Source organism: Pseudomonas sp. XP2, from assembly GCF_053557975.1.
Window position 1 is genome coordinate 101,312 of the sequence record NZ_JBNRIK010000010.1, and the last position, 20,689, is coordinate 122,000.

Here is a 20,689-nt window from a genome sequence, read left to right on the forward strand (position 1 = left end):
GATCAGCGAATGGTCAACACCTCGCCCCGTGTCGCGGAGCCAGGTGTCATGTCCCACGCGCGGATGACGGGAACGAACTTGTCGGTGAGGATGCGGGTCTCGGCGATGGAGCCGTCTTCGCGTTCGGTGAACTCCCGCTGGAGCGTCTTGTCCTTGTGGGTGTCACCTTTGACGACGAGCACGCGCCCGGTCTTGGAGCGCACAACCCCCGAGATCGCACCCGCGGCCAGAGCCAGGGCGAGATGCCAGCGGGACAAGGCCCGCGCCGGTGGACGCAGCGATTGCTGCGCAGCCCCCAGGTGCGTGTCCTGCGATGGCCACAAGCCTTGCAGCCTGCCAACCTCATCGGCGAACTGCTCGGGCTCCATCGTCACGCGGAAGAAATGCTCTGGCTCGGCCGGGCTGGCGGGGACGATGTACGGCAGGAACGGCCACTCGCTCGGCAGTTCCTCGGCTTCGACTTCGCCTTGCCCTACCTGCAACAGCAGATTGCGCACGGCCTTGACGCCATCGGGCACCTGCTCGCGCTGGCGCACCCGGCGTCCGAAGATCACCACCTGCTTGAACTGCGTCTCCACCGCTCGGTAGATGCGCAGGTCCGTGTAGTGGCGCGTCAGCCAGCCGACCAACTCCGCGTCGAGCACGTAGCCGGGGACGATGAAAACCAGCACGCCGCCGTATTGCAGCAGCGAGAGCGTGCGCTGGTAGAACAGCTTTTCAAGGCGGGCACGGCCCTGGCCCTGATAGCCGATGTTGCCGTTGACGTCCTTGGACAGGTCCCCATACGGCGGGTTGAGCCAGAGCAGCCCGAAGGACTGCTTGGAGACCATCGTGTCCATCAGGTCCGCGTGCAGGCAGTGATCGACCAGGCCGCGGGCATGGCGCGCCCGCTCCGCGTCGAACTCGACGGCGAACGCCTTTGCCTGCTCGCGCCCGAGGGCATGGGCGGCTTCGGCGATCGCCACGCCTTCGCCGGCGCAGGGATCGAGGATGCACATCGGCCCGTCGCTGGGCATCAGTGCGTTGAGCGCTCTTTCGAGCGTGGGTTCGTCGGTCGGGAAATATCCGTTCTTGACGAAATTGCGGGCGAGCCGCGGGAACATGAGGGCCATGGAAGTCTCCTGGTTGGCGGGGATGAAACACGGAAGTACGCCAAGGCGTGCCTCCGAGGGTGGGTCAAGCCGCTACCGCTTCCGGCGTCCAAATCTTGGCCGGATACGGATAGGCGGTGAGCGCGTCGCTGCGGATCAGGGAGCCGAGCGCCAGGGTCAGCGCCGGCACGTCGATGGCGAGCCGATGGCCTTCCAGCGGCCCGAGGGCGAACGGAAGGCGGGCCAGCATCTCGCGGGTTTGCAGCAGTTCCAGCACGGTCTCGCGCCAGTGATCGAGCAGCGGCAACGGGCAGGTGTCCCGCACCAGCATCCACAGGCGGTCAAGCCTGTGGGCGCTGTCGCGTGGCAGCAGTGCCAATGCGCTGGCGTTGGCCTTGTCGGGCTTGACGCAGCGCCGGTCGAACAGCCACACGTTGGACAGCGAGCCGAACAGCGTCCGCCGGTACGCGCGCGTGATGCGCTTTTCCAGGCGATCGACGTTGCCGATGAATACCGGGACGCTGCCGCCCTGGTCGGTGATGACGTGGAACTGGTCCAGTCCCTGCTCGTCGCGCCCGAGGGTCAGGCGAGCGAGGAACTGCTGGACGGCGGTGTCCCGCGCCCAGATGGACAGGAAGATCAGGTTGCCCTGGTCATCGCCGACGCAGGCGTCGGCCATCACGTCCGGGCATTCGTCGATGCGGTACAGCGTGGAAGAAGTGTTTGCGGGCATGGTGGTGTCCTCGGATGAACGGGAACAGCACCGCCCGCTGGGGCAAGTACTGCCCCAGGGGGTGGAAGAAAACCGCTCAGTCCGGCTCGAACTGCCGGGTGTGCGGGTTGAAGTGAAGCGGCTCGTCCGCCGAAGTGATCGGCGTGAAGCCTTCCAGGTAGATGTTGTTGAGGTACTGGTCGCGGTAGGTCAGTGCCTGCCGTGCCTGGTCCTCGGTGAGGCCGTTGTCGATGAAGTACGCCAGCATTTCCTCGTCGGAGGACACTTCGTCGTTGGACAAACTCCCTTCAACGAGTGCCAGCAACGAGGGCGGAAGCGTTGCCAGGATCGGGTCCATGTCGGTTCCTCCTGGCTCAGGCCATCGACGCCGCGGCGGATGCCGCGGATGCCGTGGGTGTGCGCCGCCGGGCGTGGTAGGCGCGAACGCCTGCACGCCAGTCGGCGGACTGCTCCGGTGCGAGGTCCAGATAGGACAGCGGGCACGTGTAGTAGTACGGGTGCATGGACTCGTCCAAGGACTTGTAGCCCCACTGGCCGCCGCTTCGTTCAAGCAGATCGCAGCGGATGTAGCGCAGGGACTGGCCCGGTGCGAGATCACGATGCACGCCTTCGACCTTGGCGGTCACTTCGGCGACGGACCACAGCACGTTGCCGCGCAGGGTGTGAGCGATGACCTTGACGCTGGCGCGCTCGGTCTCTTGCGGTGCGATCAGTTCCGCGATCAGTTCGGACCGCGATTGGTTTGAGAAATACCAGCCCATGAGAGGCCTCCTCGAAAAGTTGAGCTGAAGGCCTCCCCGTGGGGAAGAACCCCCAGCGGGTGATGGAATGCCGCATCTGCGGCGAAGGAACCTATGCGTCGCCCTCAATCCCAGTCGTCATCGTCTCGATCACAACCGGCCGGGCAGTAGCCGAACTCGATCCCGTGCGAGCAATAGCCATGCTCCGCATTCCAGTCCTGGGTTTCCTGCCGTTCGGCAGGTGTTGCGTAGTCCCATTCCTGGGCCGCGATTTCGAGAGCCTGAGCACGTTGCTCATCCGGCAAACGATTGGCCTGTGCGTCGATCGCCGAACTGAAGAGCGTCACGTAGTGGTCGTAGGACAAGCCGCAACCGCGCTGGGCGTGTGCGGCGGCCGCTTTGCAAAGGTCCCGCCACGCGGGTTCATCCAGCGTTGAACGCGGGGTATCGCAAGCGATGGTGGACATGATGGAGACCTCCAGAAAATGGCCAGGGCCTCCCCCGCATGGGAAAGGAACCCCGGCGGGTGGATGAAGAACACCGCGCATGCGGCGTCTGCGATCACGCAGGTTTTGGTTCGGCCTGGCGGCTCCACTCCTGCGTCTTGAAGTCCAGCGCGTAGCCCAGCTCGCCCAGGCGGGCGATCTGCGCGCGCAGGGTGCGGCGGTCGATGGTCGAATCCAGTTTCACGGACTCGCCCAGCGGCCACAGCAGGCCGAAGAGCGCGGCGTCACCGTCTTCGGTGCTGCCGGGGGCAGCGGCCGTAGCAGGCGGTGGCGCATCCACGCCGAAGGGCGTGGTATCGACCAGCGGGTCCGCGGACGCCTGCACGGGTGCGGGCTTGGCGGGCCTGGACGCTTTGGTGGGCTTGGCCGGCGTTGCCGCAGGCTGCGCCCCTTGCTCTTCATCGAGCGGATCGACGTCCTGGGTGGCGAAGCTGCGGGCTTCGTCGCGGCTGAGTTTGTCGATGCCGTTGAGCGTCATGCCGTCGAGGCTGGCACGGATCTCGAACCGCATGCCGCCGCCGACCGGATAGGACTTCGGGAAGATGTACCTGATGATGAATTCCCCGTCGTACTTGCCTTCGGGGTACTGCTCCAGCTCCGGGTCTTTGACCTCGAAAGTACCGAGGTGCGTCGCGAGGCGGCCAACCGTGAACGGGCCGTTCTTGCCGCGGATGGTACGCAGCGTGAGCTGGCCGGGGACGACGATGGGCGCAACAGATTTCTCGGAAGCCGATGGGGTTGCCATGATGGTTCTCCTGATGATGAATGACGGGCCGCCGACGGCACCCGGTGGATGAGAGGAAATGGCCTCGCCCGAGGTGGGCGAGGTCCGCGTGGCATCACGCCTTGAGCTGGCGCATGCCTTCGGCCAGCAGCCACAACGCCCGGTTCAGGCGCAGGTTCTGGTCGATGCCTTGCACCGGACGGGTGCGCTGATTGCGGCCGTTGGCCGTGCGTCCGTTCAGGCCCCCTTTGACTAGGTTCTCCTGGACGCGGTTGAAGACGGCCCACAGGTCGTTCTTGCGGTCGTCCCATCGCCGAGGGGCCAGCAGTTGGCTCTCGGTGACAGGCGTGGACTTGGCCGGATCGTCGTACTTGAGTGCGAGCGCAGAGTTCGCAAAGACCTCCGCTTCGCCCTCATCGAGGGTGATGGTGCGCATCGCATCGCGCGCGTTATGCACGCGCTCGAAACCTTCGAGGACTCCGTAGGCACCTTCGATCACCTGGCTGGCCACGTCGCCCTTGTGGGGAACGCGGATGTCTGCGGTGGTGTCACCGCAAACCAGGCCGTTGTGGCAGACGAACCGGAACATGCCGGCGAGCATCTGATAGCTGCTCGTGCCGTCATGGCTGTTGAGCAGGATGATCTCGTTCGCCTCGTCGCCGTTGATCTGGCTTGCATGGCGAAGTCGGATGAGGTGCTTCGTGTACTCGCGCCGGTCTTCGTTGCGCACGCGCGTCTGACACACCATGAAGGGCTCGAAGCCCTCCTGGCGCAGCTTGGTCAGCACGGTCGAGGTCGGTATGTAGGCATACCGATCGGACCGGCTCCCATGTGGAGCGTCGGCGAAGATCGACGGAACGACGGCACGAATGCGGTCGTCCGAGAGTGGGCGATCAGAGCGCAGGATCGGGGATTGCGGAGCAAAGCGGGATACCAGAGACATGGCTGATCTCCTTTGAGAAATTCGACAACCGCGTGGCCGTGAGACCACGCGGAACTCGGGGGATGAAATGCGCAAGCACGCGTCCTGGGGACGCGGCGTACGTGGGGAGGAAAAGCGACAAGGCCCCGTGAGAGGCCGTGCCGGATCAGAACGAAGCAGCCAATGCCGGCTCCTGCTCCTGGACTTGCGCCTCGGGCTCGCGCTCGGCGGGCTCGGTGGCCGTGTCGATGGCATCGTCGGCTTCGGACGCGGATGCGTCTTCGGCCGGCGGCGCCTCGGCTTGCGCCTGGCTCGTCGGATAGACCTGGGTGCCGTCGATCTTGATGAGACCGATGTGGACCAGCGTCGATTCCAGGCTGGCGGCCGGTTCCCCGGCGTGCTCACCCTTGGTGCGGATGTACGGATCGATCTTCATGTCGTTCAGACGGAAGGCGATCAGCACCTTGCGGTCACCCTCGACGGCCTGAACGCACCGGCGAACCAGGTGCTCGGCTTCCGGGGTGGCGACGATGGTGTCGAAGTACCGATACTCCGGTTCATCGACAGGCCCGGCCAGTGCCGCGACGGTGCAAGAGAGGAACGAGTCGCCAGCTTTTGGGGTGACGTCCTTCACACGATTGAGATAGCCGATGCCGCGGGTGATCAACTCGTGCTGCTCGATCGAAGCCAGTTCGGCCCGGTCGATCAGTTCGGCCTTGAGCAGTCGCGCCTTGAGGGACGCGGCGGCCTGACCCTTCTGCTCACCCTTGTCGCGGATGTACACATCGCCCCACAGGTCACCGAGGCGAAAGCGCACCAGCGGGCGCTGCTTGGGATCGTCAACGCCGATGTAGCGCTGAACGAGCTTCTTGGCCTCGGCACCCGAGACCTTGACGTCGAAGTAGCGGTAGCTGGGGTCCCGGGCGGGGCCGACCAGCGCGGCGATGGTGCATGCCAGGAAAGGCTGCGCACGGCGGCCGCCCCGGACGGGCACTTCACGGACACGCTGGATGTAGCCGATGCCCGAGGTGTGGAGGTCGAAATACGATTTCTCGTTGGACGTGGTGTTCATGGTGAATCTCCATTGGGATGAAGCGGAGACACACCGGCCCACGCATGCGGGGAAGGTGCGTGACCCCGCGGTGGGTTGATAAGGCGAAAGCATCCGCCACCAGAGGCTGGTGGCCGCTCGCGGAAGGATGCGGTGCGAGCTGGCTCGGTCACGCAGTGGGAACTGCGCCGCAACCTCGAAGACCGATGGTTGCCTGGCATGTCGCTGACGACGTCAGCAGGCATGGGGCCAGCATGGCGGGGCCTCGCGCGCGCGGCAGCAATCAATCGGCACCCGGGCGCTTCCCTTTGTCCGCGCCACCCGGCGCCTGTCACAGGCACTTGGCGCCGCGCAGGTGCTCGGGGGTATCGGCGCGCGGACGGCCGGGACGGCTCCAGGCGCCGCCACCGCGCGCGCCGATCAGCCGCCAGCCGGCGGCGCGCAGGCTGGCGCCACCTTCGTCGGGCATGGTGTAGGTGAGCAGGCGTATGTAGCCCAGCGCCCTTGCCGCCTGCCAGGCCGCGCCGTAGAGCTTGCTGCAGGCGCTGGGTGTGCCGTCGGTGCACAGCCGCGTGACTTCCAGCGTCCAGGTGCCGCGCGACCGGGCGGCCGACAATGGCCACGCCGTGGATCAGGTCGCTGTCGCTCAGCGTGACGGCCAGGGCGAACTTCGCGCCCTGGACCGGGCGGTGGTGGCGATGGTGCGACAGAACGAATGCATTGGCCGTGCGCAGCGACACCGGTAGGAGGTGCAGCCTCGGCGAGGTCGATGGCGTGTTCATGCGGTTGTCTCCGGTGGCATGCCGGCGTTGTGGCCGGCGGGGCGTGCCTCGGCGGCTGGAGACAAACGCGCACGCGCGGCGATGGCGGCGGTGCGAACAAAAGAAGGCCCCCGATGCGGGGGCTGCGAGGCGGTTGCCGCGTCAGGCGGGAGGCACCACTGCTAAGGACAGGTGCGTGGCGGTGGCGGAAAGCACGAGATCGTCCGCCGAGTGCTGGAGGCGCGTGAACAGGCCGTCCTTCGGGTCGAAATACTCCGCGAAGTCATCGCCGCCCAGCTCGCGGCCGGCGAGGTGCCACCAGTCATCGAACGGGTCGGTGTCCGGGTTGCATCCGACGGCGTAGGCGAGCAGTGCCTGGCGCCCATCCGGGCGACGCTCCCCACGCTCGGCGAGGAAGTACACGCCCTGATCCTTGACCAGGACAATGCGGCACTGATTGGGGACGTCTCAGAAAACGGAAAAAATCGTACGCTAAGCCGGTTGCAGCGGTCGTAGCGGCCTGAACTTGCCCGCGCCGATCTTGGCGCTGCTGCGCCAGAGGTAATCGCCGGTCAGGTTGATGTGCTCCCAGCCCAGCGGCGACAGGTACTGCAACAGGGCGTCATCGACAGTCTGGCCGTGACCGCGTAAGGCGTTTGAGGCCCGTTCCAGATAGACCGTGTTCCACAACACTATGGCCGCCGTCACCAGGTTGAGGCCGCTGGCCCGGTAGCGCTGCTGCTCGAAACTGCGGTCGCGGATTTCGCCCAGCCGGTTGAAGAACACGGCGCGGGCTAGCGCGTTGCGGGCTTCGCCCTTGTTCAGTCCGGCATGCACGCGGCGGCGCAGCTCGACGCTTTGCAGCCAGTCCAGGATGAACAGCGTTCGCTCGATGCGGCCCAGCTCGCGCAGCGCCACGGCCAGGCCGTTCTGGCGCGGGTAGCTGCCGAGTTTCCTGAGCATCAGCGAGGCCGTCACCGTGCCCTGCTTGATCGAGGTGGCCAGCCGCACCTTGGCGTTGATCGCCTTGCCGGACGCCTGGAACTGCTGCTGATGCTTGTGCTTGGCAGCGTTGAACAGCTTGCCCAGGATGCGGTCGTGCAGGTCGATGATTTCGTCGGTGACGGTGGCCATGCCCTCGATGGCGAGCGCACCAGGGTCGCGTAGCGGCGCTGTGCCTCGAACTTGGCCAGATCGGCGGGCGTCATCTGGCCGCCTTCGCGGGCGATCTTGAGCAGGCGGTTCTGGTGCACCGACCGCTCGATGCCGGAAGGCAGGTCGAGCGCCTGCCAGGCTTTGAGGCGCTCGATGTGTTCGAGTATGTGGCGCGAGTTCGGCTTGACGGGCGACTGGCGCAGCCAGGCCAGCCAGGTCGTCTTGCCGTTGTCGTGGCGCTTGAGCAGATCGTCGAGGCGGTGCCGGTGGGTGGCCGACAGGGGATCGGACAAGGCCGCGTAGATGCGGCGGTTGGCGCGGCTGTAGGCGTTCATCGAACACCTCCCTTTTCCTCATCCGGCGCAACAGGACAGTTGCTTCACGTCCTTGTTGAAGGTCTGCGCCGCGAGCTTCAGTCCCTCGACCATGGTCAGGTAGGGGAACAACTGGTCGGCCAGCTCCTGCACGGTCATCCGGTGGCGGATCGCCAGCGCGGCCGTCTGGATCAGTTCGCCCGCTTCCGGCGCGACCGCCTGTACGCCGATCAGCCGCCCTGAGCCAGCTTCCGCCACCAGCTTGATGAAGCCGCGCGTGTCGAAGTTGGCGAGCGCCCTCGGCACGTTGTCGAGCGTCAGCAGCCGGCTGTCGGTCTCGATGCCGTCGTGGTGCGCTTCCGCCTCGCTGTAGCCCACGGTCGCCACCTGCGGATCGGTGAACACCACCGCCGGCATCGCCGTCAGGTCCAGCGCCGCGTCGCCGCCGGTCATGTTGATCGCGGCGCGCGTGCCGGCCGCCGCCGCCACATAGACGAACTGCGGCTGGTCGGTGCAGTCGCCGGCAGCAAAGATGTGCGGTGCGCTCGTGCGCATGGCGCGGTCGATGACGATGGCTCCCTGCGCATTGACTTCGACGCCTGCCGCTTCAAGGTTCAGGCTGCGCGTGTTCGGCGCGCGACCGGTGGCGACCAGCAGCTTGTCGGCGCGCACTTCCCCCTGCCCGGTGGTGAGCACGAATTCCCCGCCCGCATAGGCAACGTGGCTCGCCTGGGTGTGGTCCAGCACCTCGATGCCCTCGGCGCGGAAGGCGTCTGTTACGGCTTCCCCGATGGCCGGGTCTTCTCGGAAGAACAGCGTGCTGCGCGCCAGGATCGTGACCTGGCTGCCCAGCCGGGCGAAGGCTTGCGCCAACTCGACCGCCACCACGGAGGAACCAATCACGGCCAGCCGCTCGGGGAGCGAGCTGCTTTCCAGCGCCTCGGTGGAGGTCCAGTGGGGTGTGTCCGCAAGGCCCGGGATTGGCGGAAGCGCCGGGCTCGCGCCGGTGGCAATCAGGCAGCGGTCGAAGTTCACCTCGTGCGTGCCGCCGTCAGCGGTCGCCACGGTCAGCGTGCGCGTGTCCCTGAACCGGGCCTCGCCGCGCAGCACGGTGATGGCCGGAGTGCTTGCCAGGATGCCTTCGTACTTGGCATGGCGCAGCTCCTCGACGCGGCCTTGTTGCTGGGCCAGCAGCCGCTCGCGCAGTACAGCGGGCGCTGCGGCCGGCAGGCCAGCATCGAACGGGCTTTCGCGGCGCAGGTGGACGATGTGCGCGGCGCGGATCATGATCTTGGACGGCACGCAGCCGACATTGACGCAGGTGCCGCCGATGGTGCCGCGCTCGATCAGCGTGACGCGGGCGCCTTGCTCCACGGCCTTCAAGGCAGCCGCCATCGCCGCGCCGCCGCTGCCTATCACAGCCACGTGCAGCGCTTGTTCACCGCCAACATGCTTCGTTTCGCCACCGAGCCAGCCCAGCGCCTTGTCTAGCAGGCCGGCAGGCTTGTTCGGCGTGTCGGTAAGCCGTGCGCGATAGCCGAGCGTGGCCACTGCGGCAACCAGCGGGGCCACGCTCACGCCTGCATCCGCCTCGATTTCGGCCTGCCGCTGCGGATAGGACACCGAGGCCGCGCGCACGCCGGGCACGTTCGTCAAAGCCTGCTGGACGTGCTCGGCGCACGACGTGCAGGTCATGCCTTCGATGTGGAGGGTGATCGCCTCGGCCATGATTACGCCCTCACTGCTTGACGCTGGACGGGTAACCCGCGTTTGCGGTGGCCTTGGTCAAGGCGTCGGCATTGGTCTTGGCCTCGTCGAAGGTGACGACGGCCTCCCGCTTCTCGAAGCTGACTTCGGCCTTCTCGACGCCGGCGACCTTGGACAGAGCCGTCTTGACCGTGATCGGGCACGCGGCGCAGGTCATGCCGGGCACCGACAGGGTGACGGTCTTGGTGGCAGCCCAGGCGGGCGCGCTTAGAGCGGCGGCCAGGGCGATGAGGGTGGTGAGGGTGGTGAGTTTCTTCATGGTGATCTCCTTTCAGTAGAACAGCGGCAGGACGTAGGGAAACGCGAGGGCAACCAGAACCAGGGCGGCCACGATCCAGAAGATCACCTTGTAGGCAGTCCGCACTTGGGGCACGGCGCAAACGTCGCCGGGCTTGCAGGCATGGGCTGGTCGGAAGATGCTGCGCCAGGCGAAGAACAGCGCGATGAGCGCTGCGCCGATGAAGATCGGCCGATACGGCTCCAGCACGGTCAGGTTGCCGATCCACGCGCCAGAGAAGCCGAGCGCGACCAGGACAAGGGGGCCGAGGCAGCAGGCCGAGGCGAGGACGGCCGCGACGCCGCCGGTCGCCAGTGCGCCGCAGCCGTTCTTGGGTTCCGACATAAGGTTCTCCTTCCGGGACTTCGCTTGATGCTGTAACGTTACTTCCGTAGTCAACTACGGAGTCAAGCGCCATGGAGAACGCTCAAGAGAATCTGACCATCGGGGCCTTCGCCAAGGCAGCCCGGGTCAACGTGGAGACGATCCGCTTCTATCAGCTCAAGGGCTTGCTACCCCAGCCGGAGCGGCCCTACGGTCGCATCCGCCGCTACGGGCAGGCGGACGTGGCGCGGGTGAAGTTCGTGAAGTCAGCCCAGCGCCTGGGATTCAGCCTGGATGAAGTCGGCCAGCTCCTGAAACTGGAGGACGGCACCCATTGCAGCGAGGCGGCCGAACTGGCTGCTCACCGGCTGGCCGATGTGCGCGCACGCATGGCGGACCTCACGCGGATGGAAGAGGCCCTGTCGACGCTAGTGAGAGAGTGCAACGCGCACCATGGCAATGTTTCCTGCCCGTTGATCGCAGCTTTGCATTGCTGCTAAAGGGCCCACTTCGGCTCTTAGCGTACGATTTTTTTCCGTTTTCTGAGACGACCCCTGATTGGCGATGGCTTCGGTCAGCACGGGGCGCAGGTCAGCGCCTTTGAATCGCAGTGACATGGATGAAATCTCCTGTGTGGAAGAATGAGAAAGGCCTCCATCCGATGGGATGAAGGGCCTGTAGTGCACGCGGCCGGAACGGCTGGAACGCCGTGGCGGATGCCTCGGGTCAGCCGCAGGACCGCCCGGTTTCGCTGCGGGGCGTCATGCCGGGACGGCCTGGCGCTTGCGGGCCGCTTTCGCGTCGAGGATGCTCACGTCGATCTGGCGCCAGCGCCCGTCGTCGATGAGCCTCTCCAGCACTTCGCCGAGCATGTCGAAATACACCTCGTCGTGCCGATCGACCAGTTCGACCGATTCACCGTTCTGACGGTGCAGTTCCACCACGTAGGTGTCTCCGCCGCGGTCGTAGAGGATCGTCACCCGGCCCTCGAACTTCGCGGTCGAGACCGTGAAGCTGATCGCCGGCGGGGTCTCGATGATCTTGGAGGGCGTGGGATCGACCCAGGTGAAGTCGCGGGCACCGGCATCCACCAGCATGTGGGTGATGCGCCGGAAGCGATCGGGGGCCGGCATCTCCTCCAACTGCTCGATGAGCTGGCCCAACTCCATGCACTGCGGCGTGGGAATGGGCAGCTTGGCCGGCGCCGAGCCGAGGATGTGCCTCGTGATGGTGTACGGCGTGCCGTCCGAAGTCTCCTCGGTGATGACCTCCGGCGTGTCCGCGCGCAGTCCGTCGAAGCGACGACGGGCATAGGGTTGGACATGCACCTTGGCGCCTTCGGCAGGAACCGTGGTCACCAGGCTGGGATCGAGCACCGCGAACTCGGAAGGCTTGAGCTTGACGACGATGGCATCGTCGGTCGCGGCGACCACCTTGCCGTCGAAGGGTTGGGGGTCGATGGCGAAGCCCAGCGTTGAGGACAGCGGCTGATCATCGAACACGCGGTACTTGAACGACCGCACGTTGCGGGGCACATGGCCTGCGACCAGCGAAGGCATCATGGATTTGATGAGGGAACGATCCATGGGGAAACTCCTTGAGGAAAAACAAGGGATTCCCCGCCCGCAAGGGAGAGGTCCCTTGTGGGTGGCGTGGATGGACGCGGTAGGTCCGTAGGAAGAAACGACCAGCACGGTTTCCCGCGCTTGCAGCCTCGAAGGTCTCGACTGCCTGGGCATGTGCCGGCAACGCCGACGAACATGGGGCAAGCATGGCCCTGGGGCGGTCTGCCTGCCCGCAGGAAACGGCACCGCACCACAACCGTTTTCCTGTGCTGCGGGCAAGAAAAAGCCCCTCGAAAGGGGCTGGAGGAATCAGGCTTGGTACACGAAGTAGTGCTCGCGCTGACGCGGAAAGAACACGTGTTTCCACGTGTCGCCGCTTGTGTTGCCACCGTCGAAGACGACCATTTCGTAGTCGTCCACGTCGGTGTCCACCAGGTCGGCGCTGGCGATATGGCGCATGTGCAGCGTGCCGCTCATGCGCTCGAATACCAGGATCTGGCCGATGGCATCTTCCTGGCTCATGGCGTTGACGCAGGCTCCGAGTTGGTGCTCGAAGTCGGATGCGGGTGTGATGAGGTCGGGGAACATGGGATCGCTCCTGTGAAAGTGCGCCGGCCCGGCTCTCTGGCGGGAGACCGGGCCGGCATGCGGTGAGGACAAGGAAGGCCGGGGATGTGTGTGGCAGCTATTCGCCGGCCAGCGATAGGCCCGGCAACACGGGTGCGTCGGCATCGAGGATGAGGATGCGCACGTCGGCCTGGCCGGCCAGTTCAAGGATCTGTGCCAGCTCGTCCGGCATGCCCTTGCTGCGGTGCTCCTGCCGAAGCTGCTCGGCGGCGATCCCCTCGACGTCCTGCAGGTGCTGGTCCGTCCAGGGCGTGGAGATCAGCTTGACGCCGATCGCCGGGCTGTAGGGAATCCGGAACGCGATGAACAAAAAGGCCTCCGGCGTCGCGAGGTCAGCCAGGTTGGCCAGGTACTGGCCGGTTTCGCGGCTGATGTGCGCGCTGCTGATTTCCCAGCACCGGCTGTAGTAGCCGGTCTCGAAGCTCAACCGCTGCACGACTTCCCGTGCGGCCTCGGCCGAATAGGTGTCGCCAATGTGGACGGGGCGGCCGTCGAAGTCGTCGCCGTGGATCGCGTACACCACGGCACCCACCATGCCTTCGCCGCTGCCCCCTTCAGCCGCGTCGCATTCGGCGATCAGTGCGGCGCCGACAGGTTCGGTGCCAGTCCTGACCACCGCGAAGTCGCTGGTGATGATGCAAGGAGAAGAAACCAGCGCCGCGTCGCAGAGGTGCTGCTGGCTCGGGTGGATGTTTCGCCAAACATGCGGGCTTCCGTCCTCGTAGCTGATGGACAGCGTGCGGACGATTTTCAGATTCCAGTAGCCGCGTAGAAAGGGATTGGGATTCTGGGACATGGGATTTCTCCAACAGAATAATGATGGAGCAAATCCCCGCCACCGGGAATTGACCCCGGTGGGTGGAAAGAAAGGAAACAGCGTCAGGTGACGCTGATCGTTGGCGTTTGGGCCAATCGCTCGGCGACGCGCCGGCGCAAATTCATGCGGAATGGCTCGTCGCTGACGCCCGCCAGCAGATTGATGGTCTCCAGCGCGATCAGGGCCGAAGCCTCTTCGATGTCGGCGGCCACAATGGTCTTGCGCAATTGGTCGCCGAGCTGGAGGGCCTGGGAGGAGGAGCTGATGAAGCGGACCTCGCGGCTCAGGTAGCAGCCGTTGCCGCCGAACTCGAACAGCCGCGGCTTGCTGCAGTACCAGCAGCCCTCGAACTGGATGGCGGTCAGGTGGTGCCCGTCATCGAACCGGGTGGCGATCAGAAACAATGCGTCGAGATCGGCGGTGTCCTCGAACGAATGACGGTCGATCAAGTTCCCCAGCTCTTCGTCCTCATCGGCACGGAAGTGCACGGCGAGCAGTTCGAGCAGCGGCGGGATCGACAGCCCTTCGTCGTCCGGCATCGGAATACCGAGTTGCGTGGCCAGGTCTTCCAGGCCATCGAGCACGTCCGGCCATTGCGGATTGGTGGTCTCGGCGATCTGGGCGATGTAGGCCTGCCCGTTGCCGGGGTGGCTCTCGTCCAGCGCGAAGGCGCCGAACAGCGCCTGGATGACGGGCGTCACACGGTCGAGCACGAGAACGCCGGTGGCTTCGTAGTAGTTGTTGGCCATGAAGGCTCCTTTCGATGAATGAACGGAGCCAGCCCTTGCGGACGATGGCATCCGCAGGGGAAACCGCCTGATGCCGGATGGCGCTGGGCGGGGAGAAAACGCGAGGGACATGGCCTCGAACGAGGCGCATGTCCCTCATGGGGTCCCGTGAACGCAGTGATGAAGGTGTGCCAGGGACCGGCTCACCAACCGCTGTAGTTCAGCAGCAGGTCGGCGATCACCTGGCGACGTTGCAGATCGAGACCATCGAAGTCCGACAGTCCTTGGAAGTGGCAGCGCTTGAGCATGGCACCGCCCTCGCGCGCGTTGTAGAAGCTGAACATGGCGGACAGGAACATGCGTTCCCCGCTGCTCAGGACGCCGAGTGCGTCGTTGGCACGCAGCATGTCGGGACGCAGATCCCACTTGCTCTTTGCCTGGTTCAGGCCTTCGCGCGTGCCGTCGCCAAACCATTGCGGGCCTGCGATCTCGACGCCGCGCTTCCAGACCTCGAAGAAGGCTTGGGGCGCGGCGGCGAAATGCTGCTCTTCCCGCATGATCTGATCGACGACTTCCTGGGGCAAAAGCTGGTTCATGACGTGGTTCCTCCAGTTGGATCAGGGTGTGGCGAGCTGGGACCAGCCGCCTCTTTCGAGGGCACGTTGAGCCGCGGCATAGCTGCGGAAGTACTGGCAGGATTCCCGCGAAACGGGACCTTCTGTATCGCGCGTGCCGATGTAGTGGCCGGCGGCGCTATGCAGGATTTCGAGCGGCAGGAACTTGCCGCAATGGATCAAGGCCAACTGGCCGAAAGAGGCTTGCTGGGACATGGACGGGCTCCTTGGAAAAAGCGGGGCCTCGTCCCTCACGGGATGGCAGCTCCCGCACGCGGTTGAGAAAAAAGCATCGGCGTCACGGGTGACGCGCGTCCGCAGACTCGATGCGATGGCGGACTGGCGGGTAGCGCGGAAAGAATCCGCGGCAGCCTGGAAACTCTGGCTGCTGGCATGGTGCTGACGAATCAGCGACACATGCGGGCAGCTTCATGCGCGAGGCGAGCCGCGTCAGCCGGAAATCGGCATTTGCAACAGCCCCGATTGGCGAACGCGGAAAAAAGAAAGCCCCGCAATAAGTGCGGGGCTGTCAGGAGGATGAGGCGAAACTGGGTCAGCGAGGCCTGTCGCCCAGTACATGCTGCTTCCACAGGGCGAATGCCTCGTCCGGTCCCAGCTCTGCGAGGATGACGATGGGCTGGCCCCGACGGGCACGCAGCGATGCGAAATACGCTGGCCGGTCGGCGATGGCGTTGAGCTTGATGCCCTTTAGGAACAGCAACTGGCGGGGGCGAACTTTGGTGGTAACGCAGGCATGATTGCGCTTGTTTGGGGCAAAAGGGCCAGCGAAGCGGGCGGACACGGCCAGAAAACCGCGACGAACTACTTGTACTTGCCAGGCGAGGCGAACGGGTGACATCAGCATATCGCTATGCGGTAAAGAAGACCGTCCTAAAGCTTGCAGGATCCCGGCATAGCTTCATCATCACCTCTCCGTGACGGCTCATTGGAACGAAAAAGGCCAGCATCGCCGTGATGGACTTTCATAATTGCCAGGTCAACTGGCTTGCGTGCTGTTTATTCACAGCAAGGCATTGCGACGTCGTTGCAGCAATCGCCGCCATCGCAACAGGGCGTTGCAGCAAAAGCGGCGGTGGGCGCTAGCATGAGGGCCAAGCCGCGGCCGCTCATGCTGGGGGCCGTTCTCTTCAGATTGGTGTCCTGCACCGTGTGCATTGCGAATTTCCGGATCGTCCCAATGTCACTGGGACTCCTTTGTGGCGGCCGGGTTCTCCACGCTCATGAACGACTGGGCCACCAGCGCGATCGCCCCGCCCACGATGGCCATGTCAGCGATGTTGAAGGCGGGCCAGTGCCAGCCGTGCAGGTGAAAGTCGATGTAGTCGATAACGTGCCCGCGCGTGGCGCGGTCGAACGCGTTGCCCAATGCGCCGCCCAGAATGAGGCTGTACGAAAGGCCTTCCGTTTTGCGCAGCGGCCGGGAGAGCAGCCATGCGAGCCATGCCGATATTGCGAACGCGATCGCCAGAAAAAACCACCGCTGCCAGCCGCCCGCGCCAGCAAGGAAGCTGAACGCCGCGCCGGGATTGAGAGCGTGAACTAGGTTGAAGAATGACGCCACCTCGTGCGACCAACCCAAGGGAGTTGTCGCGTCAATGTAGCTCTTAGCTGCCTGATCGCCGGCGAATATAACGATCGCGAGTGAGTACCACTGCGTCTTGCGAAGAGATGGTTCATCCATTGTTCATGCCGCCTTGAACTTCAGGAGGCGCAGCCCATTGACGACAACCAAAAGACTTGCCCCCATGTCAGCGAACACAGCCATCCACATGGTGGCATGCCCTGTGAACGTCAACGCAAGGAACACCGCCTTGATGCCAAGGGCCAGAACGATGTTCTGCGTGAGGATCGCCGCAGTGCTACGCGACAGCCGGATGAAGGCGGGGATCTTGCGCAGGTCGTCGTCCATCAGGGCGACGTCGGCTGTTTCGATCGCGGTGTCGGTGCCGGCCGCGCCCATGGCGAAGCCGATGTCGGCACGGGCGAGCGCGGGCGAATCGTTGATGCCGTCGCCCACCATGCCCACCTGGCCCTCGCCGCCGACCAGGCTTTCGATGGTCTTGAGCTTGTCTTCGGGCAGTTGGTCACCACGGGCTTCAGAGATTCCGACCTGGGCAGCGATGGCCGCGGCCGTGTGCTGGTTGTCCCCCGTCAGCATCAGCGTGCGCACACCCAGCGCCTGCAGGTCGGCCACCGCCTCACGGCTGGTTTCCTTCACGGTGTCGGCCACTGCAAAAATGCCGAGCACGGTCGCATCGTCCATCAGCAGGATCGCTGTCTTGCCTTGGCGCTCCAGGGTCTCCAGCCGAGCCTGGAGCGTCGCTTCGCTCAGGCCCAGCTCCTGGGCGAGCCTGTGGTTGCCCATGTGCAACATGCGCCCGGCGACGCGGCCGCGCACGCCGCGGCCAGGCAGCGCCGCGAAGTCGTCGACCTCGTGCAGCGCGATGCCGTCACGGTTCGCCTTGCGGGCGATGGCCTGAGACACAGGATGGTCCGAGCGTGCCGCGAGGCTTGCGGCCCAGGCGGCAACTTCCTGCGCCTCGCCGATCAGCGGCACGAAGTCGGTCTGCTCGGGCTTGCCATGTGTGAGTGTGCCGGTCTTGTCCAGGGCCAACGCCTTGAGCTTGCGCCCGCCCTCCAGGTAGACGCCACCCTTGATCAGGATGCCGCGTCGGGCGGCAGCGGCCAAGCCGCTGACGATGGTGACCGGCGTGGAGATGACCAGAGCGCAGGGGCAGGCGATCACCAGCAGTACCAGGGCCTTGTAGACCCAGTCAAACCATGCGCCGCCGAAGGCGAGCGGCGGCACGACGGCAACCAGCACGGACACCGCGAACACCGCCGGCGTGTAGACGCGGGCGAACTGGTCGACGAAGCGCTGCGTGGGCGCACGGCTGCCCTGCGCGGACTCCACGGCATGGATGATGCGCGCGAGCGTCGAGTCGCTGGCGCCTGCGGTCACCTTGTATTCGAAAGAGCCGGTCTCATTGATGGTTCCGGCGAAGACCTGGTCACCTTCGGCCTTCTCGACGGGCAGGCTCTCGCCGGTGATGGGCGCCTGGTTGATGGCCGATCGACCCGAGGTGATCAGGCCGTCCAGTGCGATGCGCTCGCCAGGACGCACGCGGACCACCGCGCCCTTTGCGACCTCCTTGGCCGGCAGCTCTGTCCATGAGCCATCGGCCTGCCGCACGGTCGCGGTCTCGGGCGCCAAGTCCATCAGCCCCCGAATGGCGTTGCGGGCGCGGTCCAGCGACTTCGCCTCGATCACTTCCGCCAACGCGAACAGGAACATGACCATGGCGGCCTCCGGCCAGTGGCCGATCGCCATGCCGCCGGTGACCGCGATGGCCATCAGGGCGTTCATGTTCAGGTTGAGGTTCTTCAGCGCGATCCAGCCCTTCTTGTAGGTGCTGAGGCCGCCGGTGAAGATCGAAACCAGTGCCAGCACGATCACGGCCCAATGATTGCCGTCGTTGACCCAGTACACGCCTTCGGCGGCCACCGCCGCAACGCCCGAAACCGCCATCGGCCACCAATTGGTCTTGTGCGCGGCCACCGGGGCATCGCGCGGCTCATCAGTCCTCTGGACCTCGGCTTCCATGCCCAGCGATTCGATGGCTTCGACTGCCGGCTTGATCGCGTCGGGTGTGTGCCGAACCGTGAGCGTGCGCTGCATCAGGTTGAAATCCATTCCCTGCACGCCCGGCATGCCTTGCAGCTTGCCGCGGATCAGACTTTCCTCGGTCGGACAGTCCATCTTCGCGATGCGAAGTACCGTGGTGGCTGTCTGCATGTCCTGCCGCGCAGCCTGCATTCCAATGGAAGCAAGCGCCTTCTCGATCGGCGCTGAGGTCGCCAGCGTGTGCTGGACTCCCAGCACACGCTGCATCAGATTGAAGTCGAGCGCGGTCACACCCGGCAGCTTGCCCAGCCGGTCGCGGATCAGCGCTTCTTCCGTCGGGCAATCCATGTTCTCGATCCGGTACGTCACCCGCTCGCCGATCGGCGGCGCGGAAACGGCAGCGGTTGGTTGCTGCTGCAGGGCCGAGGATGGGATCACAGCCGCGGCTTCGATCGGCCCCGTGTGGCCGAAGGTCTGCTCCTTGGCGCGCATGCCGATCGAGGCCAGGACCTGCTCCATCTGCGCGCGTGCCTGAGCGAGGTGTTTCACCGACAGGGTGCGCTCAGCGAGGTCGAAGTCGAGGTCCTGAATTCCCTCGACTGCCCCGAGGTGCGAGCGGATGAGTTTCTCCTCGCTCGGGCAGTCCATGTTCTCGATGCGGTAGGTGGTCGACACGGCGGCGTCTCGGACAGCCTGAGCCTTCATGCCCACCGAATTCAGCGCTTGCTCCAAGGCATCGGCCGAGACTTCGCGGTGCGAAATGGTCAACAAACGCTGCGGAAGATCGAACAGGAGCCGCTCGACACCGGGCATGCCCTCCAGCGTTCGCCGCACCAGTGCTTCCTCATTGCGGCAATCCATGTTGCTCACGTGGAAAACGGTGGTTTCAGTGCTGGCCTGCTCACTGGCGCACGCCGTCTGTTGGCCATTGCCGCCGGAGCAGGCGCATGGGCTGGAAGGTTCTTTGTTCATAGATCGCTCTTCATTGACAAGGTTTTCCCCGGATGCCATCATTAGAAAACCTCTAGTAGATATAGAGTCAAGTTTTTTATAGGAAGCAACCATGATGCGGATCGGTGAACTGGGCAAGAAGGCAGATTGCTTGGTGCAGACCGTGCGCTTTTACGAGTCAGAAGGCTTGCTGCCCGAGCCTGCACGTAGCGAGGGCAACTTCAGGCTCTATGACGAAGTCCATTTGCAGCGCTTGCTGTTCATCCGCCGCTGCCGGGCGAAGGACATGACGCTGGATGAGATCCGTCAACTGCTGAACTTACGGGATCGGCCAGAGTTGGGCTGCGGCGAGGTGAACGCGCTGGTCGACGCTCATATCGCGCAAGTGCGGACCAAGATGAAGGAATTGCGCGCCTTGGAGCGCGAGTTAATGGATCTGCGACGCTCCTGCGATAGCGCCCGAACCTCGCGCGAGTGCGGCATTCTCAACAGCTTGGCCGAGCCCGCCTGAAGCTCGAGCGTGTCATCGGTGCTGGAAGTGATCGGGTCCAGTTCTGAGAGCCACGTGCCGCGCTCCATCATGCGAAAGCGCGCGATTCTGACGTTTTGAGACGGCGTGCGACCGAGGGCGTGGCCCACAGGAGCCAGCGCGAGCCGGACGACCTGCGCGCCGCAATCTCCGCCACCTTACGGGTTCTCCAGGCCAGACCGAGCATCGCGGCGTGGCTGCGCAGGTGCAGGTGCAGGCCAAGGTAGCAGTGCGCCACGACGCGGCCCGACTCATGGGCACGCCACGCAACTCGCGATCGCTTCGCAAGAAGCCGCAAGGCCCGACTCGCGCAAGAATGCGACGTGGGCAAGATCGTATAGCCAGCAGCGCAAGCGTTTGCCGCTGCTGGCCGGCTCCGGAAGGGATAGACAAGCTGCGGGCCGTAGTCCATTGGAAAGTCCATCTTTCTTGAGTGTCACTCTTTGGCGCCCAGCGTGTGCTTTTGCGACCGGAAAGCGCTGAACAAGTGGCCCCCGGGCATCCAGAAATCGCCGTAGTTGACTTGGGCGTCTTCGTGCTCACGCTTGTGATGCCAGCGATGGGCTTCAGCCACCCCGATCAACAATCCCAACGGCCCGACCCGGTATCCCAGATTGGAGTGCTGGAAGGCCAGATGCACGACCAAGAAGCCGAGCCATGCGCCGACGGCCAACCACAGCTTGGAACGCCGCTACTGGCTCAACGGGGAGTGGAAAGGCCGCCCGCCCTCTAGCAAGGCGGCACAAGCGAGCGCGACGATCACTGTGAGTAGCTCCGTCGGAAAAGACGGCCGGCCGGTCGCGAGCTCGCCGAAGAGCACAACCGCAGTGGCGCCACGGATCAGTGG

26 protein-coding genes and 2 pseudogenes are annotated in these 20,689 nt (G+C 64.9%); 2 read left to right on the forward strand and 26 right to left on the reverse strand.

From position 1 onward, the window contains the following. Positions 1–2 precede the first annotated feature (2 nt). From ACK1VC_RS13395 to merT, 15 genes and pseudogenes are all read right to left on the reverse strand, one after another. Complete coding sequence (locus ACK1VC_RS13395) at positions 3–1,112, reverse strand: DUF6094 domain-containing protein (protein WP_003116819.1); 1,110 nt, start codon at positions 1,110–1,112, stop codon at positions 3–5. 64 nt (positions 1,113–1,176) lie between these two features. Beyond that, positions 1,177–1,824 (reverse strand): hypothetical protein, encoded by a 648-nt coding sequence (locus ACK1VC_RS13400; RefSeq protein WP_003116820.1) that lies wholly within the window; start codon positions 1,822–1,824, stop codon positions 1,177–1,179. A gap of 76 nt (positions 1,825–1,900) precedes the next feature. Continuing rightward, positions 1,901–2,161: a hypothetical protein gene (locus ACK1VC_RS13405; protein ID WP_003090124.1), complete on the reverse strand. Its 261-nt coding sequence runs from the start codon at positions 2,159–2,161 to the stop codon at positions 1,901–1,903. A gap of 16 nt (positions 2,162–2,177) precedes the next feature. Then, positions 2,178–2,585 (reverse strand): hypothetical protein, encoded by a 408-nt coding sequence (locus tag ACK1VC_RS13410; protein WP_003116821.1) that lies wholly within the window; start codon positions 2,583–2,585, stop codon positions 2,178–2,180. Positions 2,586–2,689: 104 nt separating this feature from the next. Then, entirely contained in the window at positions 2,690–3,031 is a 342-nt protein-coding gene (locus tag ACK1VC_RS13415; protein ID WP_003116822.1) for a hypothetical protein, read from the reverse strand. 94 nt (positions 3,032–3,125) lie between these two features. After that, complete coding sequence (locus ACK1VC_RS13420; RefSeq protein ID WP_003116823.1) at positions 3,126–3,815, reverse strand: DUF3275 family protein; 690 nt, start codon at positions 3,813–3,815, stop codon at positions 3,126–3,128. Between the two features lie 94 nt (positions 3,816–3,909). Further along, on the reverse strand, positions 3,910–4,737 hold the full coding sequence (locus ACK1VC_RS13425) for a DUF932 domain-containing protein (RefSeq protein ID WP_003116824.1): 828 nt from the start codon (positions 4,735–4,737) through the stop codon (positions 3,910–3,912). A 145-nt stretch (positions 4,738–4,882) separates the two neighbouring features. Further along, the gene (locus tag ACK1VC_RS13430) at positions 4,883–5,788 is read right to left on the reverse strand and encodes a DUF3577 domain-containing protein (RefSeq protein ID WP_003116825.1); all 906 of its coding nucleotides are present in this window, start codon (positions 5,786–5,788) and stop codon (positions 4,883–4,885) included. Positions 5,789–6,098: 310 nt separating this feature from the next. Continuing rightward, positions 6,099–6,549: pseudogene (locus ACK1VC_RS13435) on the reverse strand (XF1762 family protein). 141 nt (positions 6,550–6,690) lie between these two features. Then, on the reverse strand, positions 6,691–6,975 hold the full coding sequence (locus ACK1VC_RS13440; RefSeq protein ID WP_031629745.1) for a DUF3085 domain-containing protein: 285 nt from the start codon (positions 6,973–6,975) through the stop codon (positions 6,691–6,693). 45 nt (positions 6,976–7,020) lie between these two features. Further along, positions 7,021–7,539 (reverse strand): annotated as a pseudogene (locus ACK1VC_RS13445) (Tn3 family transposase); the annotation flags it as partial. Next, positions 7,503–8,018, reverse strand: coding sequence for a Tn3 family transposase (locus tag ACK1VC_RS13450; RefSeq protein ID WP_003098931.1), 516 nt, complete (start codon positions 8,016–8,018; stop codon positions 7,503–7,505). The gene ACK1VC_RS13450 and the pseudogene ACK1VC_RS13445, both read right to left, overlap by 37 nt. Positions 8,019–8,036: 18 nt before the next feature. Beyond that, entirely contained in the window at positions 8,037–9,725 is a 1,689-nt protein-coding gene (gene merA / locus ACK1VC_RS13455; protein ID WP_003098932.1) for a mercury(II) reductase, read from the reverse strand. 10 nt (positions 9,726–9,735) lie between these two features. Beyond that, entirely contained in the window at positions 9,736–10,023 is a 288-nt protein-coding gene (merP, locus tag ACK1VC_RS13460; protein WP_003116826.1) for a mercury resistance system periplasmic binding protein MerP, read from the reverse strand. Positions 10,024–10,035: 12 nt separating this feature from the next. Then, positions 10,036–10,386: a mercuric ion transporter MerT gene (gene merT / locus ACK1VC_RS13465; RefSeq protein ID WP_003116827.1), complete on the reverse strand. Its 351-nt coding sequence runs from the start codon at positions 10,384–10,386 to the stop codon at positions 10,036–10,038. A 71-nt stretch (positions 10,387–10,457) separates the two neighbouring features. On the opposite strand from merT, the gene merR reads away from it, so the two are divergent. Continuing rightward, on the forward strand, positions 10,458–10,865 hold the full coding sequence (gene merR / locus ACK1VC_RS13470) for an Hg(II)-responsive transcriptional regulator (RefSeq protein ID WP_003098939.1): 408 nt from the start codon (positions 10,458–10,460) through the stop codon (positions 10,863–10,865). A gap of 261 nt (positions 10,866–11,126) precedes the next feature. Here the strand turns inward: merR and ACK1VC_RS13475 are convergent, their stop codons facing one another. From ACK1VC_RS13475 to ACK1VC_RS13515, 9 genes are all read right to left on the reverse strand, one after another. Continuing rightward, entirely contained in the window at positions 11,127–11,951 is an 825-nt protein-coding gene (locus ACK1VC_RS13475) for a hypothetical protein (RefSeq protein WP_003098941.1), read from the reverse strand. A gap of 288 nt (positions 11,952–12,239) precedes the next feature. Next, positions 12,240–12,518 carry a hypothetical protein gene (locus ACK1VC_RS13480; RefSeq protein ID WP_003116828.1) on the reverse strand — a complete coding sequence of 93 codons (279 nt, stop codon included), beginning with the start codon at positions 12,516–12,518 and terminating at the stop codon, positions 12,240–12,242. Between the two features lie 97 nt (positions 12,519–12,615). Continuing rightward, positions 12,616–13,353, reverse strand: coding sequence for a DUF5983 family protein (locus ACK1VC_RS13485; RefSeq protein WP_003116829.1), 738 nt, complete (start codon positions 13,351–13,353; stop codon positions 12,616–12,618). Positions 13,354–13,436: 83 nt separating this feature from the next. Beyond that, positions 13,437–14,123, reverse strand: coding sequence for a hypothetical protein (locus ACK1VC_RS13490; protein ID WP_003116830.1), 687 nt, complete (start codon positions 14,121–14,123; stop codon positions 13,437–13,439). A gap of 182 nt (positions 14,124–14,305) precedes the next feature. Then, positions 14,306–14,698 (reverse strand): hypothetical protein, encoded by a 393-nt coding sequence (locus tag ACK1VC_RS13495; protein WP_003116832.1) that lies wholly within the window; start codon positions 14,696–14,698, stop codon positions 14,306–14,308. Between the two features lie 21 nt (positions 14,699–14,719). Next, positions 14,720–14,932: a hypothetical protein gene (locus ACK1VC_RS13500; RefSeq protein WP_003116833.1), complete on the reverse strand. Its 213-nt coding sequence runs from the start codon at positions 14,930–14,932 to the stop codon at positions 14,720–14,722. A gap of 337 nt (positions 14,933–15,269) precedes the next feature. Next, positions 15,270–15,575 (reverse strand): hypothetical protein, encoded by a 306-nt coding sequence (locus tag ACK1VC_RS13505; RefSeq protein WP_223656317.1) that lies wholly within the window; start codon positions 15,573–15,575, stop codon positions 15,270–15,272. 342 nt (positions 15,576–15,917) lie between these two features. Then, positions 15,918–16,418: a signal peptidase II gene (gene lspA / locus ACK1VC_RS13510; RefSeq protein WP_003098955.1), complete on the reverse strand. Its 501-nt coding sequence runs from the start codon at positions 16,416–16,418 to the stop codon at positions 15,918–15,920. A gap of 3 nt (positions 16,419–16,421) precedes the next feature. Next, a complete protein-coding gene (locus ACK1VC_RS13515; protein WP_425311436.1) occupies positions 16,422–19,067 on the reverse strand; it encodes a heavy metal translocating P-type ATPase in 2,646 nt (881 codons plus the stop codon). 358 nt (positions 19,068–19,425) lie between these two features. On the opposite strand from ACK1VC_RS13515, the gene cadR reads away from it, so the two are divergent. Next, positions 19,426–19,824, forward strand: a complete 399-nt coding sequence (gene cadR / locus ACK1VC_RS13520) for a Cd(II)/Pb(II)-responsive transcriptional regulator (RefSeq protein ID WP_003098965.1) — start codon at positions 19,426–19,428, stop codon at positions 19,822–19,824. A gap of 67 nt (positions 19,825–19,891) precedes the next feature. Here cadR and ACK1VC_RS13525 read toward each other — a convergent pair whose 3' ends face one another. Together ACK1VC_RS13525 and ACK1VC_RS13530 are read right to left on the reverse strand one after the other, a co-directional pair. After that, positions 19,892–20,266, reverse strand: coding sequence for a DUF3703 domain-containing protein (locus ACK1VC_RS13525; protein ID WP_011516992.1), 375 nt, complete (start codon positions 20,264–20,266; stop codon positions 19,892–19,894). A gap of 12 nt (positions 20,267–20,278) precedes the next feature. After that, complete coding sequence (locus tag ACK1VC_RS13530) at positions 20,279–20,488, reverse strand: hypothetical protein (protein WP_014747696.1); 210 nt, start codon at positions 20,486–20,488, stop codon at positions 20,279–20,281. Positions 20,489–20,689 lie beyond the last annotated feature (201 nt).